Origin of the sequence: Methylobacterium sp. GXS13 (genome assembly GCF_001455965.1) — a bacterium.
In the GTDB taxonomy this organism is placed as follows: Bacteria; Pseudomonadota; Alphaproteobacteria; order Rhizobiales; family Beijerinckiaceae; genus Methylobacterium.
Window position 1 is genome coordinate 15,867 of the sequence record NZ_LKKO01000043.1, and the last position, 16,610, is coordinate 32,476.

General features: G+C 68.0%; 14 protein-coding genes. 10 read left to right on the plus strand and 4 right to left on the minus strand.

Features of this window, described 5'->3' with window-relative positions:
* Nucleotides 1-26: 26 nt before the first annotated feature.
* Complete coding sequence (locus AO398_RS16150) at nt 27-350, plus strand: helix-turn-helix domain-containing protein (RefSeq protein WP_058193143.1); 324 nt, start codon at nt 27-29, stop codon at nt 348-350.
* 35 nt (nt 351-385) lie between these two features.
* On the opposite strand, the gene AO398_RS16155 is transcribed toward AO398_RS16150, so the two are convergent.
* On the minus strand, nt 386-985 hold the full coding sequence (locus AO398_RS16155; RefSeq protein ID WP_058193144.1) for a PAS domain-containing protein: 600 nt from the start codon (nt 983-985) through the stop codon (nt 386-388).
* Between the two features lie 432 nt (nt 986-1,417).
* On the opposite strand from AO398_RS16155, the gene AO398_RS16160 reads away from it, so the two are divergent.
* Nucleotides 1,418-1,909, plus strand: coding sequence for a hypothetical protein (locus AO398_RS16160; RefSeq protein ID WP_058193145.1), 492 nt, complete (start codon nt 1,418-1,420; stop codon nt 1,907-1,909).
* On the opposite strand, the gene AO398_RS28365 is transcribed toward AO398_RS16160, so the two are convergent.
* Nucleotides 1,860-2,648 (minus strand): hypothetical protein, encoded by a 789-nt coding sequence (locus AO398_RS28365; RefSeq protein WP_152997545.1) that lies wholly within the window; start codon nt 2,646-2,648, stop codon nt 1,860-1,862. The genes AO398_RS16160 and AO398_RS28365 overlap by 50 nt on opposite strands.
* A 117-nt stretch (nt 2,649-2,765) precedes the next feature.
* On the opposite strand from AO398_RS28365, the gene AO398_RS16170 reads away from it, so the two are divergent.
* Entirely contained in the window at nt 2,766-3,029 is a 264-nt protein-coding gene (locus AO398_RS16170; RefSeq protein ID WP_058193147.1) for a hypothetical protein, read from the plus strand.
* Nucleotides 3,030-3,081: 52 nt separating this feature from the next.
* On the opposite strand, the gene AO398_RS16175 is transcribed toward AO398_RS16170, so the two are convergent.
* The gene (locus tag AO398_RS16175) at nt 3,082-5,382 is read right to left on the minus strand and encodes a TonB-dependent siderophore receptor (RefSeq protein WP_244498800.1); all 2,301 of its coding nucleotides are present in this window, start codon (nt 5,380-5,382) and stop codon (nt 3,082-3,084) included.
* Between the two features lie 520 nt (nt 5,383-5,902).
* On the opposite strand from AO398_RS16175, the gene AO398_RS16180 reads away from it, so the two are divergent.
* Complete coding sequence (locus tag AO398_RS16180; RefSeq protein ID WP_058193149.1) at nt 5,903-6,223, plus strand: hypothetical protein; 321 nt, start codon at nt 5,903-5,905, stop codon at nt 6,221-6,223.
* 108 nt (nt 6,224-6,331) lie between these two features.
* Here the strand turns inward: AO398_RS16180 and AO398_RS16185 are convergent, their stop codons facing one another.
* Nucleotides 6,332-9,013 carry a glucosidase gene (locus AO398_RS16185; RefSeq protein WP_058193150.1) on the minus strand — a complete coding sequence of 894 codons (2,682 nt, stop codon included), beginning with the start codon at nt 9,011-9,013 and terminating at the stop codon, nt 6,332-6,334.
* A gap of 336 nt (nt 9,014-9,349) precedes the next feature.
* Between AO398_RS16185 and AO398_RS16190 the strand changes: the two genes are divergently transcribed.
* The 6 genes from AO398_RS16190 to AO398_RS16215 all read left to right on the plus strand — a co-directional run bounded on the left by AO398_RS16190 (nt 9,350) and on the right by AO398_RS16215 (nt 16,565).
* Complete coding sequence (locus AO398_RS16190; protein ID WP_058193151.1) at nt 9,350-10,483, plus strand: branched-chain amino acid ABC transporter substrate-binding protein; 1,134 nt, start codon at nt 9,350-9,352, stop codon at nt 10,481-10,483.
* A 148-nt stretch (nt 10,484-10,631) separates the two neighbouring features.
* Entirely contained in the window at nt 10,632-11,726 is a 1,095-nt protein-coding gene (locus AO398_RS16195; protein WP_058193152.1) for a branched-chain amino acid ABC transporter substrate-binding protein, read from the plus strand.
* A 177-nt stretch (nt 11,727-11,903) separates the two neighbouring features.
* Nucleotides 11,904-12,794, plus strand: coding sequence for a LysR family transcriptional regulator (locus AO398_RS16200; protein WP_058193153.1), 891 nt, complete (start codon nt 11,904-11,906; stop codon nt 12,792-12,794).
* A gap of 113 nt (nt 12,795-12,907) precedes the next feature.
* Nucleotides 12,908-13,678 (plus strand): HpcH/HpaI aldolase/citrate lyase family protein, encoded by a 771-nt coding sequence (locus tag AO398_RS16205; protein WP_058193154.1) that lies wholly within the window; start codon nt 12,908-12,910, stop codon nt 13,676-13,678.
* 26 nt (nt 13,679-13,704) lie between these two features.
* A complete protein-coding gene (gene garD, locus AO398_RS16210) occupies nt 13,705-15,276 on the plus strand; it encodes a galactarate dehydratase (protein WP_058193177.1) in 1,572 nt (523 codons plus the stop codon).
* A gap of 65 nt (nt 15,277-15,341) precedes the next feature.
* A complete protein-coding gene (locus AO398_RS16215) occupies nt 15,342-16,565 on the plus strand; it encodes a PepSY-associated TM helix domain-containing protein (RefSeq protein ID WP_058193155.1) in 1,224 nt (407 codons plus the stop codon).
* The last annotated feature ends 45 nt before the right edge of the window (nt 16,566-16,610 follow it).

The following is a 16,610-nucleotide window of genomic DNA, read 5'->3' on the forward strand; positions in this document are numbered from 1 at the left end:
ACTTTGGGACATGTGGGGCCCGGCCGATGAGGGCGACCGTGACCGGGTGCTCCGTCGAGCACGCGATGCACCTGCTCGGCGGCCGCTGGCGCCTGCTGCTGGTGTCCTACCTGATCGACGGCCCGAAGCGCTTCAACGAACTCCGGCGCGACCTGCCGGGCATCTCGCCGCGGATGCTGACCCTGGACCTGCGCGCCCTCGAATCCGCCGGCCTGATCAGTCGGACCGTCTATCCGACGACGCCGGTGAAGGTGGCATATGCCCTGACCGAGGACGGGATGCGGCTGAAGACCGTGGTGTCCGTCGTCCAGGAATTCGGCCTGTGGTTGAAGCAGCGCGACGCGGCCTGAGCGGTTCCATCCGCCTCCCATCCTGTCCGGTGCGGTCAATGCAGGGATTGGTTCGCCGGCGCGCGCTGCCGGTCCGCAAGATGTTTGCCGATTTCGAGAAGCAGGGTCTCCGTCAGCGTGACGATGCGGGTATCGCCCAGGTCCGAGACGGCGTTGTGCAGGGACAGGCACAGGTCGGCGGTCTTGTTCAGGGCATCCTCGATCGTGTTGCCGTCCCGGGTCGCGAAGGCGATGCCGGCGGCCTTGCTGTCCGAGATCTCGACGACGACGCCTCGCCCCGTGGTCGGCCGGCCATTCTCGTCCAGGTAGAAATGGCCGCGGGTAAAGACCCAGCGCAGCCGCCCGTCCGGGGAGCAGACCCGGTACTCCGCGGTATAGGAGCTGCCGGATTGCACGCAGTCCAAGATAACCTGCGAGATATGCGCCTGATCGTCGTGATGGACGGCCCGCATGATCTCGGCGAGGCTGACGCCGGCTCGCGACCGGGCCGGGCTGATGTTGAACAGCAACGCCGTGACCGGATCGGCCCGGGCGTCGTCGTTGGGGATATCCCACATCCAGAAGCCGACGCCGCCGGATGCTTCGAGCGCCGCGATTAGTGCCGCCTCGGAGACGACATCGTCCGAATGGTCCACCTGGATATCCCCCGATATCGGTATCACGCTTTTTCGCCATGCCGGTTACTGGATCGGCATGGCCAATCTGGCGGGATGTATCAGAAATCGACGGTCGAATAGAGCGCTGTGGCAACAGCCGGGCCGGGTCCGCGTGCGGCGGGACACATCCGGATCCGACGATCGGCGGGTCGCCGCAGGGCCATCGCGCGGTCGCGGATCCCATCGACCCGACGGCCTTGAGACAGGCGTGATTCGTGCGGGTCCGGCTCCCCGCCGCCGAGGCTGTGGCCGATACCTGTGGACCACACAAAGTACCGATAGATTTGCCTTTCAGAATCCAAACCTTTATAAAACAGCTCAATTCGCTTCAAAAAAATGAATTTAGGCTAGATCATGTCGGGACTGCGATACATTCTTCTCGGATGCTCGGCTCTATCGCTGGCTGTCGTGTTGGTCTTCTGGACCGTGAGCGGGCATGCGGGGGATCTGACCGTGTTTTTGGTGATGGCGTTTCTGGTCGCCAACAGCATCTATCTTCTGTTTTCCCAGCCAACATTGAAAGCGAGTTCCGTGTTCGACCGTGCAGCCACAGGGCTTGCTTTCGCCTCGCTCGAACTGCAGCACCAGGCCAAGGAGGCCAAGGTCCGGGAAGCCGAAGCCGAGCGGATTCGGGCGCAAGAGGCGGAGCAGAACACATCAAAACTGCGAGCGGCCGAGGAATTCATCAGCTACGTGCGCCAGAACCCGCTCATGCGGGGGCGGCAGGCGGTGGAGATCAAGCAGATCACGCTGCTCAGCGACCCGAAAAGCATCACGCTTCCGGCCCTCGAACTACCCCGTCCCGCTCCGACGGAGCTGAATGGCCGGCACCACGCCGACCCGGTTACCCCGATCACGCCTCAGCCGCCGCCGCCCGGTGCGATGCCGCGGCTCGAGAACTAAGCGCGCGCCCTGCGACCCTGCCGGTCGCAGACGTGAACACCGATGTCTCCTCGATCGCGGCAGCGCCAGGGGTCGTCATGACGCTTGCAGAACCTTTGCGGGTCTTCGCGTTTGGCGGGTCGCACGCGCTCTGTAGGGAGTAGCCGGTCGCGAGCAGCTTGCGGCCCGCCGGCGCCGTATCGATCACCAGCGCGCGATTCGGGTCGGTGCCGTCGTCGAGGATCCGGTGCGACTTGACGAGCCGGATGGAGCAGACGGCGTCATCGTCCCCCGCCCCCAGGATGAGATCGCCGGGGCGCTGCTCCACGCCGCAATCGGCCTTCTCGGTCGCCAGCACCGTGGCCACCGGGTCACGGTAGCCGTGCCAGGCCACGGTGGGTGCGGCGGCTTGCCCCGCCCCGCGGAGGCCAACGCGCCGGTGGTGAGGACGACGAAGAGCGGCCACCGCACGCGCATCAACGGAATATCCGGTCGTCGTCACGCCGCCCGACACGCCGATCTGCCATGGCGACCACCCGGCCTTGCGCGGATCGTGTGCGCCCGTGATCCGCCCGTCAGGGCGATTCGAGCTCAGATGCTTCGCCGCGTTGCGCGCTTGCTTACGCGGATCGCACAGGTCCTGTCCGGCGGCGGCGATTTGTGCCGTGGCACGCCTTGCCCCGTCCGGTGCCCCTGCCGCCACCTGTCCCGGCCGTCCGGGCGAGCGCCGCTCTCCCGTTTCCGATGTCTCCTCGGCCACGGTGGAACCAACTTGGCGGTCCGCGGCTTCTTGAGCGGGTTCCGGGAAGGATTTGCTCCTCTCACGGCTCCGAGGAAAACAACCGCCCTCGACGGCGGATATGAGAGGAAATATCCTTTGCGCACCACGCTCATCACCGCAGCCCTGCTCGCTGCCTTCGGCGCCGCCGTCGCGTCGCCCGCATCCGCCGCGCCGATCGCTCCCGGTGCCGTCGCCGCCCCGGCCGACATCGTCTCGACCGTCCAGATGGACCGTATGGAGCGCCGCATGGAGCGTCGCCACATGGAGCGCCGGATGATGCGGCGTCACATGGAGCATCGCATGATGCACCGTCACATGCGCCACCGCATGATGCGCCGCGAGATGATGCACCGCATGTAGTCGATCGACTGGCCCCCGCCGGCAGACGCGTCGGCGGGGGCCTGGCTCTGCTTCAGAAATCCGCCGAGAGGGATGCCAGGAACGTCCGCGGCATGCCGTAGGTCAGAATGCTCGATCCTGCGGAACTCCAGTATCGTTTGCCGGCCGCGTTCTCGACGTTGAAGCGGGCCGTCAGCGGCGTTCCGTTCGCCGTGAAGCTGTAGCGGACGCCGAGATCGAGGCGCGTCCAGTCCGGGATCTTCTGCGTGTTCGCCTGATCGTAGTACTGGGCGGACGTGTAGATCACGCGCCCGGTCAGGGTCATGCCGCGCAGCATCCAGGCCGGCAGATCCACCTCGCCGCCGAGATTGGCCTGCACGTTGGGCACGCCGGGCGCGACGTGGCCGTCGAAGCGGCCCGCCTCCGTCTTCACCAGGCGGCCATCCGACAGGGTCAGGCCGCCCAGCACGCGAAACCCCTCGGCCGGCGCGCCGAAGACGTTCAGGTCGATGCCCTGATTGCGCTGCTCGCCGTTCAGCCCGAAGATCTGCGTCTTCGGGTCGAGAATCCCGGATGGCTGCGTGATCTCGAAGAACGCCAGGGTGAGCCCGACCGGGTCGAGATCGAGCTTGGCCCCCGTCTCGATCTGGCTCGTCACCACGGGCGGGAATACCGTTCCGGCATTGCGTGCGAGGTCGGGGACATCCGGCCCGAAGCCGAAACCTTCCGCGTAGCTGGCGTAGAGCGACAGCCGATCCCACGGCTTGACGATCAGCGCCGCCACCGGGGTCGAGGCCGGCTTGTCGTAGCGCGATGAGAAGAGGCCATTTGGCAGGATCGTGTCGCGTTGCGCGTTCTGGAAACGGCTGCCGGCGATGAGTTGGATGCGCCCGTCGAGGACGGACGCGGTGTCGGTGACGGCCAGACCGTCCAATCCGGACTGGGTCGTCAGCTGAAGCGGGGGCCTTGTCCGGTATGGGCGCGGGACGATGACTGGAACGTAGAGTGACGACGTGAATCGTGGGCCGGATGCGGAAGAGGACGGCTCCCGCGCCTCGTAATGCGTGGCGACGACCGCCACCGCATGATCGATCGGGCCGGTCTGGAAGTGGCCCCTCAGGCCGGTCTCGCCCGACCACTGGCCGTTCTTGACGGATATGGTTGTCGCTTGTTGCGACAGCGTGCCGGACGCGCGTGTGATGCTGCTGCGCGTGGTGAAGAAATCGCGTTGCGTCGCCGAACCGCCGACGGCGCCGAACAACGCGATGTCCGGCGTAATGTCGAATTCCGCCCGCAGGACGGCGAACTTCTGATCAATGTTCGAGCGCTCCCATGGTTGCTGCACGTTGCGGCTCAGGCGTGGCGCGCGCGGGATCCGGACTCCCGGAAGAACAGAGAGGCCCGAACTTTGGGCGTCCAGGTCGAGGTGCTGGTAGCCGGCATCGAGGCTGAGGCGGAGCGCGTCGCCGCGGAGATCAAGGCCCAGCGTCAGGGCGCCGAGGTTCTGGTTCTGGCGATCGATCGGGGTCGGCCCGTCGCGGTAGACGCCGTTGATCCGGACGCCGACGGCGTTGCCTTCTCCGAAGCGACGGCCGACATCGAACGTCCCGCCGACATTGCCGCGCGAGAGGTATTGCGCCGTGACGCGCGTCAGGGGCGTCTCGGTTGCGCGCTTGGGGACGAGGTTGACCACGCCCACGGCGCTGCCCGAGGGCGGGAAGCCGTATAGGAACGAGCCGGGCCCGCTCAGGACCTCGACGCGCTCGATGCCCTCGATCGCCGGCCGGTAGACGCTCGCGATGCCGTACAGACCGTCGAATGCCGTATCTCTCGAGATGACGACGAATCCGCGGATGAAAAGGTTCTGTTGTGAGCCGTAGGGCGGCTGTTGTTCGCGGACGGAGGCGTTGTTCGCCAGGACGTCGCCGACCGTCAGTGCCTGCTGGTTGCGGATCAACTCCGCGGTGTAGTTCGATTGTGTGAACGGCAGGTCGAACACGCTGCGATTGCCGAGGAAGCCGGCACGGCCGCCGCTCGCGACTTGCCCGCCGGCGAACGGGGCCGGGGGCTGTCCGATCGTACCGATCGGCGGCGGCGAGCCGGGATCCGGAGCAGTTCCGCCGTGGGACTCCACCGAAAGTTCGTCGAGCAGCATCGCCGGCTGTGCCGCTGCAGCTTGGCTCATCACGGCCATCGATACTGCTGTCAGCAAGACTTGGATGAAAGGACCGCGGTCCGACGGAGCTCGATGACTCCGTTTTTGATCGAATAATTTGTATAAACTCAAATATTGTTTGGTCATTCTATCGACGCATCCCGCGCACGAAGACTTTTTCGTGCGTCGTTCGCTTATAAGGCGCGCAATAAAATCCAAAATCTCAAGTCATTGATTTGAGTGATTGCAATTTATGTTGCGGCGGCATCTACGTTATTGCCAAATCAAGATATAATCATCGAAATTTTACGATAAAATATTTAAAGATCTCATGCAGAAAATGAGCACAAAATAAATTGGTGTAAAAAATATTTTTACTGAGGCATGTCTGTGGACATTTCGCTGGGACACCTTTTTCTCCGACTGACGAGGCGGCGGATTTCGTCAGCGCCGGCATATGGAGCGCCAGTGGCGGCCATCCGGGTACGCCCGAGCTTCGGCGCAAGCGCCGGCTTCAGAGCGATCCGACCGGGATGGCCGATGGTTGGGCCGTTCGCACGCACGCTGTTCAGTCCAAGGCTCCGACGCGCTGAATGGACATCCCGCGAACGGGCGCCCCCGCGCTCTCGGGGCGACCCGCGGATGGGTTTTCCGCGCTACGCGTCTCGACCGGCAGGCCGAGCCGATCGAACCATCTGGGCCGCAACGCGTTTCAAGCCTCCGGTAGGAGACAGGTACGATGAAAGCGTTTTTGGCAGCGGTCGCCGTCGGTTTCGGCGTGATGTCCGCGCTCGGGCCGGCTCTGGCTCAACGCGGCCCCGATTACGGCTATGGCGATCGGGATTACGGCGGCCGGGATCGCGATGACGATTACCGGGGCCGCGACCGCGGCTATCGGGACCGCGGCTACGGCGAGCGCGCCTATGGCGGCTTCGACGAGCGCGAGTATCTGCGCTGCAACCCCGATGTCCGCCGGGCGATCGCGAACGGCCAGATGGAATCCGGCGCGGCCCATTACCGGACCTTCGGCCGCCGCGAGGGCCGTCGCCTGAGCTGCTGATACGCCGCGCGCATCGCCCCGAAAGGCGGCCTCCGGCTTTCGGACATACGACGATGGGGACGAGACGGACAGCGCGTCGTGCCGGTTTTCGATATCCCGGCCGATGCGCTAGCGCGATCGGGCTCGGTCGCGCAGCAGATTGAGGATCAGCGCGGTCCAACCGGTCTGATGCGAGGCGCCGAGCCCCCGGCCGGTATCGCCGTCGAAGAACTCATGGAACAGCAGAGCCTCCTCGGCGCCGGGTGCCGGGGGAATCGGTGGCCGCGCCCCGAACGCGGGCCGGCGCCCCGCCGGATCCTTCGCGAACAGGGCGATCAAGCGGTCTTCCAGGGCGTCGGCGATCGCGCTCAGGGTGCACATCGCCCCTGAGCCGGTCGGGTATTCGACCACGAATTCGTCGCCGTAATAGGTGTGGAACCGTCGCAGCGCCTCGATGATCAAGTAGTTCATCGGCATCCACACCGGCCCGCGCCAGTTCGAATTGCCGCCGAACATGTTCGAGGTCGAGTCGGCCGGGTCGTACCGGACCGTGAAGGAGGCGCCCAGCTCGTTGAGCACGTAAGGCGCGTCCCGGTGGACTTTCGACAGGGAGCGCACGCCGTAGGGCGAGAGGAACTCGGCCTCGTCGAGCATGCGCCGCAGCAGCGCCTTCATCCGGTGGCCGCGCAGCAGCGACAGGAGCTTGCGGTCCTTCACGCCGCCCTCGTTCCAGCGCGAAACCAGGCGGGCCAGGTTCGGCCGGTTCTCCAGCGCCCAGTTCAGCCGCCGGGCGAAGTCCGGCAGCCGCTGGAGCACGGAGGGCTCGATCACCTCCACGGCGAAGAGCGGCACCAGCCCGACCATCGAGCGGACCCGCAAGGGGAGCATCCCGCCGCCGGGGATGTCGACCTCGTCGTAGTAGAATTCATCGACCTCGTCCCAGAGGCCGAACCCCTCCCCGCTTCCCTGCGCGCCCCCCTGGCCGCCCATCTCGGTCATCGCCTCGGCGATGAGCAGGAAGTGCTCGAAGAACTTCGAGGCGGTGCTCTCGTAGACGTCGTTGTGGAGCGCCAGCTCCAGGGCGATGCGCATCATGTTGAGGGCGTACATCGCCATCCAGGCGGTGCCGTCGGCCTGGTGGACCACCCCGAAGCCCGGGGGCGGTCGCGATCGGTCGAACACCCCGACATTGTCGAGACCCAGGAAGCCGCCCTGGAAGACGTTGCGCCCCTGCGCGTCCTTGCGGTTCACCCACCAGGTGAAGTTGATCAGCAGCTTGTGGAACACGCCCTCCAGGAAGGCGAGGTCGCCGCGCCCGCCCCGGCGGTCCCGGTCGATCTCGAACACCCGGTAGGCCGCCCAGGCATGGACCGGCGGGTTGGCGTCGCCGAACTCCCACTCGTAGGCCGGGAGCTGCCCGTTCGGGTGCATGTACCATTCGCGGGTGAGCAGCAGGAGCTGCTTCTTGGCAAAGTCCGGGTCGAGCAGAGCCAGCGGCAGGCAATGGAAGGCGAGGTCCCAGGCGGCGAACCAGGGATATTCCCAGGTGTCGGGCATCGACAGCACGTCGGCCGCCGCGAAGTGGCGCCACTGGCTGTTGCGGCCCCCCTCGCGCTCGGGCGGCGGGACCGGCTGGAGCGGGTCGCCCTCCAGCCAGCGCCGCACGTCGTAGCAATAGAGCTGCTTCGACCAGATCAGGCCGGCGGCGGCCTGCCGGAAGATGGTGCGGGCATCCGGGTCCGTGATGCCGTCCTGAAGCCCCTCGTAGAACGCGTCCGCCTCGGCCACGCGACGCCGGACGACGGCACCCTCGGTGTCGACCGGGCGCACCCTTGAGCCGGCCGACAGGCGCAGGCGGATTTGGGCAGTGGCGCCGGGTTCGAGCCGCAGGGCGTAATGCAGGCCGAGCTTCGTGCCCGCATCCCGGCGGATCGCCGCGGTCTCGCCCTCGACGATCGCCGCGTGCAGGCCGTCCTTGAACGGGCCGGGCGCGTCGGGCTGGGCGCCGTGCAGCCGGAGGTTGGTGTCGTTCTCGCAGAACAGCAGCTCCGGCGTGCCGTCATAGGCCAGGCGATAGGGGCCGAGCCGCGGATGCGTGCAGGTCGCGCCGCCCTCGGGATCGGCGGCGATAAGCGGGCGGCCCTGCCCGGCCTGCCAGGACCAGGTGTTGCGGAACCAGAGCTGCGGGATCAGGTGGAGCTCGGCAGTCTCCGGGCCCCGGTTGAGCGCGGTGACGACGGCGTGGATGTCGTCGGCATCCGCCTTGGCGTATTCCACCGTGATGTCGAAGAACCGGTCGTCCTCGAAGATACCGGTTTCCTCGATCTCGTATTCCGGCTGGTCGCGCCCGCGCGCCAGGTTCTCGCGCACCAAAGCCTCGTAGGGGAACGGCGCCTGCGGGTAGCGGTAGAGCTGCTTGAGGTAGGCGTGGCTCGGGACCGCGTCGAGGTAGTGGTAGACCTCCTTGACGTCCTCGCCGTGGTTGCCCTCCTGGTTGGTCAGGCCAAACAGACGCTCCTTCAGGATGCGGTCGCGGCCGTTCCACAGGGCCAGCGCCAGGCAGAGGCTGCCGCGCTCGTCGCAGATCCCGGCCAGCCCGTCCTCGCCCCAGCGGTAGGCGCGCGAGCGGGCCTCCTCGTGCGGCAGGGCCCGCCAGGCATTGCCGTCCGGGCTGTAATCCTCCCGCACCGTCCCCCATTGCCGCTCGCTGAGATACGGACCCCACAGGGACCAGGCGCGATCCCCCCGGCCCTGCTCGGCGATTCGGCGGCGCTCCGCCCAATCCACGGAGTCATCCCCATGCGGACTCATCGGCCGTGCCCCGGCTGGGTGGTGGCGGGCGGCCTGCGGCTAGGCGGTGGAGGAGCGGTCATCGATCTCGACGGGCTGCGACGGACGTGGCCGTCCGATGCATCTTCGAAGCCACGCCACCTGAGGTCGGCGAACGCCGAGATCTCTCCGGCAGGATCGGGGCGGCGTCACAGAAAGCCGGCGCCCATCATCCCTATGCGTGTGGCCTTGACGGCGCGGCACGTTGAACTGAGGGTCGGTCCCACGTCGCCGCAAGCTGATACGCGGTTTGTAAGTCCGGCCGAAATGTCGCGTGCGGATGGCGGTGCGAGTTTATCTTCGAACGCGGGGGCGGATATGAAGACAATACTTTCTCTGGCGATTGTCGGTCTGATGACGATCGGTGCCGCACAGGCCCAGGACAGGAGCGGGCCGGTGAAGATCGGTATCTCCGCCGGCGTAACCGGACCGTATGCGGCCTTCGGGGTGCAGGTGAAGAACGGCGCCAGTCAGGCGATCGAGGACATCAACAAGGCCGGCGGGATCAAGGGCCGGCTGTTCGAGCCCGTCTATGGCGACGATGCCTCCGACCCGAAGCAGGGCGTCTCGGTGGCCAACAAGCTCGCCGCGGACGGCGTGACGATGGTCGTGGGCGCCTTCGCGTCGAGCGTGTCGATCCCGGCTTCCGACGTCTATCTCGATGCCGGCATCATCCAGGTCACGCCGTCCTCCACCAACGTGAAGTTCACCGAGCGGGGGATGTGGAACACGTTCCGCACCTGCGGTCGCGACGACCAGCAGGGTGTGGTCGCCGGCGCGTATCTGGCCAGTCACTTCAAGGACAAGAAGATCGCCTTCGTCCACGACAAGTCGCCCTACGGAAAGGGGCTGGCCCAGGAGACCCAGATGACGCTCAAGGCCAAGGGCGGAAAGGCCGTGCTGGTCGAGGGCATCAACCCGGGCGAGAAGGATTTCTCCGCGCTCGTCTCCAAGCTGAAATCGGCCGCGATCGACGTGGTCTATTACGGCGGCTTCCACACCGAGGCCGGGCTGATCCTGCGCCAGATGCGCGATCAGGGCCTGCCGTTCGCCCTGGTCGGCGGCGACGGCCTCGCCCCGAAGGAGTTCGTGCAGATCGCCGGCGACGGCGCCGAGGGCACGCTGATGACCTTCTCGCCGGATGCCCGCAAGAACCCGAGCGCCCAGGCGGTGGTCGCGGCCTTCAAGGCCAAGAACATCGATCCCGACGCCTATACGCTCTACGCCTATGCGGCCGTGCAGGTGCTGGCCAGGGCCGCGGCCGAGACCGGCTCCACCGAGGGCAAGGTGCTGGCCGACTGGCTGCACCAGGGCAAGACGATCGAGACCGTGGTCGGCCCGATCGCCTACGACAAGAAGGGCGACCTCACCCGGCCCGATTACGTCCTCTACGCCTGGAAGAAGGGCGCCGACGGCCGGATCGACTACGCAGGCAACGAACTGGCGCCGTGAGGCCGGCAGCCGATCCCCGCCGTGACCCGCGCGCCGCCGCACCGGTGGCGCGCGCTTCGGAAAGCCCCCCACAGGCGTCGCAGCGCCGTTTTCGATCCGGGAGCGAATCGTGAGAGCAACCCTGACGTTTTGTCTTCTCGGGCTCCTGATGGTGGGCCCCGCACAGGCACAGGATAAAGGCGGGCCGGTGAAGATCGGCATCGCCGCGCCCCTGACCGGGCCCTACGCGGCCTTCGGGGCGCAGATCCGGAACGGTGCCGCCCAGGCAATCGAGGATCTCAACAAGGCCGGCGGCCTCAAGGGCCGGACGTTCGAGACCACGGTCGGCGACGACGCCTCCGATCCGAAGCAGGGCGTCTCGGTGGCCAACAAGTTCGCCAGTGCCGGCGTGACGATGGTGGTCGGAACCTACAATTCCGGCGTGTCGATCCCGGCCTCGGACGTCTATCTCGACGCGGGCATCATCCAGATCACCCCGGCTTCCACCAACGTGAAGTTCACCGACCGCGGGATGTGGAACACGTTCCGCACCTGCGGGCGGGACGACCAGCAAGGTGCGGTCGCCGGCACCTACCTGGCCACGCACGTCAAGGACAAGCGGGTCGCCTTCGTTCACGACAAGACCCCCTACGGCAAAGGTCTCGCCGACGAGACCCTCAAGGCGTTCAAGGCCAAGGGCGGCAAGGAGGTCATGGTCGAGGGCATCAACCCGGGTGAGAAAGACTATTCGGCGCTCGTCTCCAAGCTGAAATCGGCCAACGTCGATGTCGTCTATTACGGTGGTTACCACACCGAGGCCGGGCTGATCCTCCGGCAGATGCACGATCAAGGCCTGAAGGCGATCGTGGCGGGCGGCGACGCCGTGGCCGACAAGGAGTTCGCACAGATTGCCGGGCCGGCCGCCGAGGGCACGCTGATGACCTTCCCGGCCGACCCGCGCAGGAACCCGAATGCCAAGGCGGCGGTGGCTGCGCTCAACGCCAAGGGAATCGATCCCGAAGCCTTCACCCTGTACGCCTATGCGGCGGTGCAGGTGTTCGCCAAGGCGATGGCCGAGACCGGCTCCAGCGACGGCAAGACGCTGGCCGACTGGCTGCACCAGGGCAAGCCGGTTGAGACCGTCATCGGCCCGATCGCCTACGACAAGAAGGGCGACATCACCCGGCTCGACTACGTCATGCACGTCTGGACGAAGGGCCCCGACGGCAAGATCGATTATGCCGGCCACGAGCTGACGCCGTAAGGACGCCGCGCTTTCGGGGCTCCGCGCCCCGAACCCCGCCAAAGGGCCGCGGGCCCTTTGGGATCCCTGGACCGATGCGTGGATCCGGTCGAAGCGCGTACCTCTATCGGGCGAACCACCGAGGAGCGCCGAGGCTTTATGATCCTCCTTCGCGTCCCGGCGCGCAGGGGAAAACCGATGTTCGACTTCAGCCAGCTCCGGTGCTTCGCCGCCGTGGCGGAGGAGCTGCATTTCGGCCGCGCGGCCGCCCGGCTGAACATGACGCAGCCGCCCCTGTCGCGGCAGATCCAGGTGCTGGAGCGGATCCACGACGTACAGCTCCTGGAGCGCACCAGCCGCTCCGTCCGGCTGACCGCGGCCGGGCGCAGTTTCCTGCCGGAGGCGCAGCGCATCCTGCGGCTGGCCGAGACCGCGATGCTCGGCAACGGCCAGGTGGCGGCCGGGCGCGCGGGGGTGCTGAAGCTCGGCTTCACGGCGGCCTCGGCCTACGATTTCCTGCCCCGCCTCGTCACGGTGCTTCGGCGGGCGCTGCCCGATGTCACGCTCGCCTTGCGCGAGATGGTCAGCCAGGATCAGCTTGAGGCGCTGCTCGCCGGCCGCGACGGCGCCGCCCTGGTCCGGCCGCCGGTCACCCATCCGGACCTGATCGCCGTCCGGGCGCTCGCCGAGCCGCTCGTTGCGGCGCTGCCGGCGGGACATCCTCTGGCCGCGCGCGTGCAACTCACCCTGGCCGACCTCGGCGGCGAGCCGATGATCGCCTACGCGCCAAACGAGGCCCGCTACTTCAACGACCTGATTCAGGGCCTGCTGGCCGAGGCCGCGGTGGAGCCCCGGATCGTGCAGCGCCTTACCCAGATCCATGCGATCCTGGCCCTGGTCCGGGCCGAGCTCGGGATCGCCCTGGTGCCGGCCGCGGCCGAGCGCCTGCGCTTCGAGGGCGTGGTGTTCCGGCCGCTGCTGCTGCCGGCCCCCCGCCCCGCCGAGCTGGTCCTGGCCTGGCGGCGCGACGCGGACGAGCCGCTGCTGTCCCGGCTGGTCGCGATCCTGACGGAGATGCCGTCGGCTTGATCGATGCGTGGGCCGCATCGATCGATCCAGCCTTTGGCTTTGACCTTCGGCGGAAAGGCTGCGCCTGATAGCCTGACGGCACGCAGATGCCGAGACGCTCCGGAGGAATCGCCATGGACAGCCTGACCAACCGCTTCAAGGCTGCCCTCGGAGACGGGCGCCAGCAGATCGGCCTGTGGTGCAGCCTCGCCAGCCCGATCTCGACGGAGATCGTCGCCGGTGCCGGGTTCGATTGGCTGCTCCTCGACATGGAGCACTCGGCCAACGATCTGCGGGATATCTATTTTCAGCTTCAGGCCATGATGGAGAACGCCACCAACCCGGTGGTGCGGGTGCCGAGCGACGATCCCATCACCATCAAGCGCATCCTCGATGCCGGCGCGCAGTCGCTGATGATCCCCAATATCGACGATGCCGCGCAGGCCGAGCGGGTCGTGGCGGCGACGCGCTACGCGCCCCGCGGCATCCGCGGCTTCTCGCAGGCGCCCCTCGCCGGGCGGTTCGGCCGCATCCCCGATTATCACACACGCTGCGAGGCCGAGATTGTCGTGATCGTTCAGGTCGAGTCGCGCCGTGCCCTGGACAATCTGGATGCGATCGCGGCCGTCGAGGGCGTGGATGGCGTCTTCATCGGGCCCGGCGACCTCTCCACCAGCCTCGGCCACCTCGGCCAGCAGGGCCATCCGGAAGTGGTGCGCACCATCGAGGACGCGATCGGCCGGATCGTGAAGGCCGGCAAGCATGCCGGCATCCTCACGCCGAGCGAGGAGCTGGCCAAACGCTACATCGCGGCCGGCACCCGGTTCACCGCGGTCGGCTCCGATCTGGGACTGCTGGCCCGCAACGCCGAGGCGCTGGCCGGGCGCTTCCGCACCGCGGGCTGAGCGAGGAGCATCCGATGCAGGCCGAGATGGACGCCGCGACGCAGGATCGCCCGACGCTCGAGCGCCCGGCCGGGGACGTGCCGCGCACGATCCGGTTGAGCGCGCACGACAACGTCGCGATCGTGGTCAACGCCTTCGGGCTGCCCGCGGGCACGACCTTCCCGGATGGGCTGCGGCTCACCGAGTTCGTGCCGCAGGGCCACAAGGTGGCGCTCAGCGACATTCCGGAGGGCGGGGAGGTGCGCCGCTACGGCGAGGTGGTCGGCATCGCCACGCAAGACATCCCGCGCGGCGCCTGGGTCGAGGAATCCCGGGTCGCGACGCCCACCGCCCCGTCCCTGGACGCGCTGGAACTCGCCACCCGGGTGCCGGCCCCCCTGGCGCCGCTCGAAGGCTACACCTTCGAGGGCTACCGCAACCCGGACGGGTCGGTGGGCACCAAGAACATCCTGGCGATCTCGATCAGCGTGCAATGCGTCGCCGGCACCCTCGACGTGGCGATAAGGCGGATCAAGCAGGAGCTGCTGCCGCGCTTTCCCAATGTCGACGACGTGGTCGGCCTGACCCACGCCTATGGCTGCGGCGTCGCCATCAACGCCCCCGAGGCGGTGATCCCGATCCGCACCCTCCAGAGCCTGGCCCAGAACCCGAATTTCGGCGGCGCCGTCATGGTCGTGGGGCTGGGCTGCGAGAAGCTCGTCTCGGAGCGGCTGCTGCCCGATGGCGGCGCGGCCGGGGATGGGGTGGTCCGCCTCCAGGACGAGCGCCACCAGGGTTTCTCCGCGATGCTCGACAGCATCCTGGCCATGGCGGAAGCCCGCCTGGAGGTCCTGAACCGCCGCACCCGCGAGACATGCCCGGCCTCCGAGCTCGTGGTCGGCCTGCAATGCGGCGGCAGCGACGCCTTCTCGGGCGTCACCGCCAACCCGGCGCTCGGCTACTGCGCCGACCTGATCGTGGCCTGCGGCGGTACGGTCCTGTTCTCCGAGGTCACGGAGGTGCGCGACGCCATCCACCTCCTGACCCCCCGGGCCAGGACACCGGAGGTCGCCCAGGCCCTGATCCGCGAGATGGCCTGGTACGACGCCTATCTCGCCAAGGGCGAGGCCGACCGCCGGGCCAACCCGTCGCCCGGCAACAAGAAGGGCGGCCTCAACAACATCGTCGAGAAGGCCCTGGGCTCGGTCGCCAAGTCCGGCACCGGGGCGATCTCAGGCGTGCTGGCGCCGGGCGAGCGGGTTCGCGAGAAGGGCCTGATCTTCGCTGCGACTCCGGCGAGCGACTTCGTCTGCGGCACGCTCCAGCTCGCCTCGGGGATCACCCTGCAGGTGTTCTCCACCGGCCGTGGCACGCCCTACGGCCTGGCCCAGGCCCCGGTGATCAAGGTCGCGACCCGGACGGAGCTGGCCGAGCGCTGGTCCGACCTGATCGACCTCGATGCCGGCCGCATCGCCACCGGCGAGGCCACGATCGAGGAGGTCGGCTGGGAGCTGTTCCACCTGATCCTCGACGTGGCGAGCGGGCGCAAGCGGCCCTGGTCCGACCGCTGGGGCCTGTTCAACGACCTGACCCTGTTCAACCCGGCGCCGATCACCTGAAACCCCGGCATGCGCGGCACGGCGTCGCATGCCGGGCCGGACTCTGCTAGGCATTCGGCACTGTGATGTCGCTGCCGATTCCCGCCCCCCGGACCGTCCTGTTCCGCCTGCACTGGGCGCTCGGCCTCACCGCCGGCTTCGTGCTCGCGCTGATGGGCGTGACCGGGTCGCTGATGAGCTACGAGGAGGCAATCACCGCCTTCGTCAACCGCGACCGGACACGGGTCGAGGCGAGGGATCGGGTTCCGCTCGCGCCATCGGCCCTCGCCGCCCGGATCGACGCGCAGGCCGGCGGCCGAACAGTGAACGTCCTCACCCTGTCGGACGACCCGGAGGCGAGCGTGTTCGTGCGCTTCGCCCGGGATCCCGAGACCCGTGCGCGGCCGCCCTCTCTCTATGCCGACCCCTATGACGGCGCGGTGCTCGGGCCCGTGCGACTGGAGGCAGCGTTCTCGACGGTGCGGGACCTGCACCGCTGGCTGCTGATCCCCGGCGGGTCCAAGGGCTGGGGCCGGACCATCACGGGCGCCTGCACGCTGGCGCTGATCGTGTTCCTCGCCACCGGCCTCTACCTGCGCTGGCCCAAGATCCATCGCTGGCGGATCTGGCTGAAGCCGACCCTGTCGCGGCCTGGGCGGCCGCGCTGGTGGTCCCTGCATGCCGTGGCCGGGACCTGGCTCTTGCCGATCTACCTGGTCATCGCGCTCACCGGACTGACCTGGTCCTACCCGTCGTTCAAGGACGGGGTCAGCTGGCTGCTCGCCGGGACGCCGGAGCGGGGCAAGCCCACCCGCATGGCCGGAAGCCGGGAGGCGCCCCCGGTGCCGGAGGCCAGCGCCGGGCCCGCCCTCGACCGCGCCTGGGCGGCATTCCGGGCCGGCGAGGGGCACGCGGCCGGCCTCGCCATCCTCACCCTGCCGGGGGCCGACACGCAGGCCATCCGCATCCGCTGGCTGCCCCGGGGCGTCGACGCCCTGAGCGCCCGCAACGAGGCCCGCTACGACGCCGCCACGGGCACGCCGCTCTCCACCGCGCACGCCGCCGACACGCCGCTGGGGCGGCGCATCGTCGAGAACATCCTGGAGGTGCATCGCGGCCGGTTCTTCGGCAGCCTGTTCGCGCTGCTGTTCTGCCTCGCGGCGCTATCCCTGCCGGGCTTCGCCGCCACCGGCTTGGTCCTCTACATCCTGCGCCGCCGCGCGAGCCGCCGACGTGCGCAGCCGAGAGCCGCGACGCCGACCCGTGAAACGAGGCCTCGCGAACAGCCCGTCGTGGGCGCCGATCGATAGCACGCCGGCGAAGATCGGGTTTCCAAAGGGCCCAGCCCTTTGGCG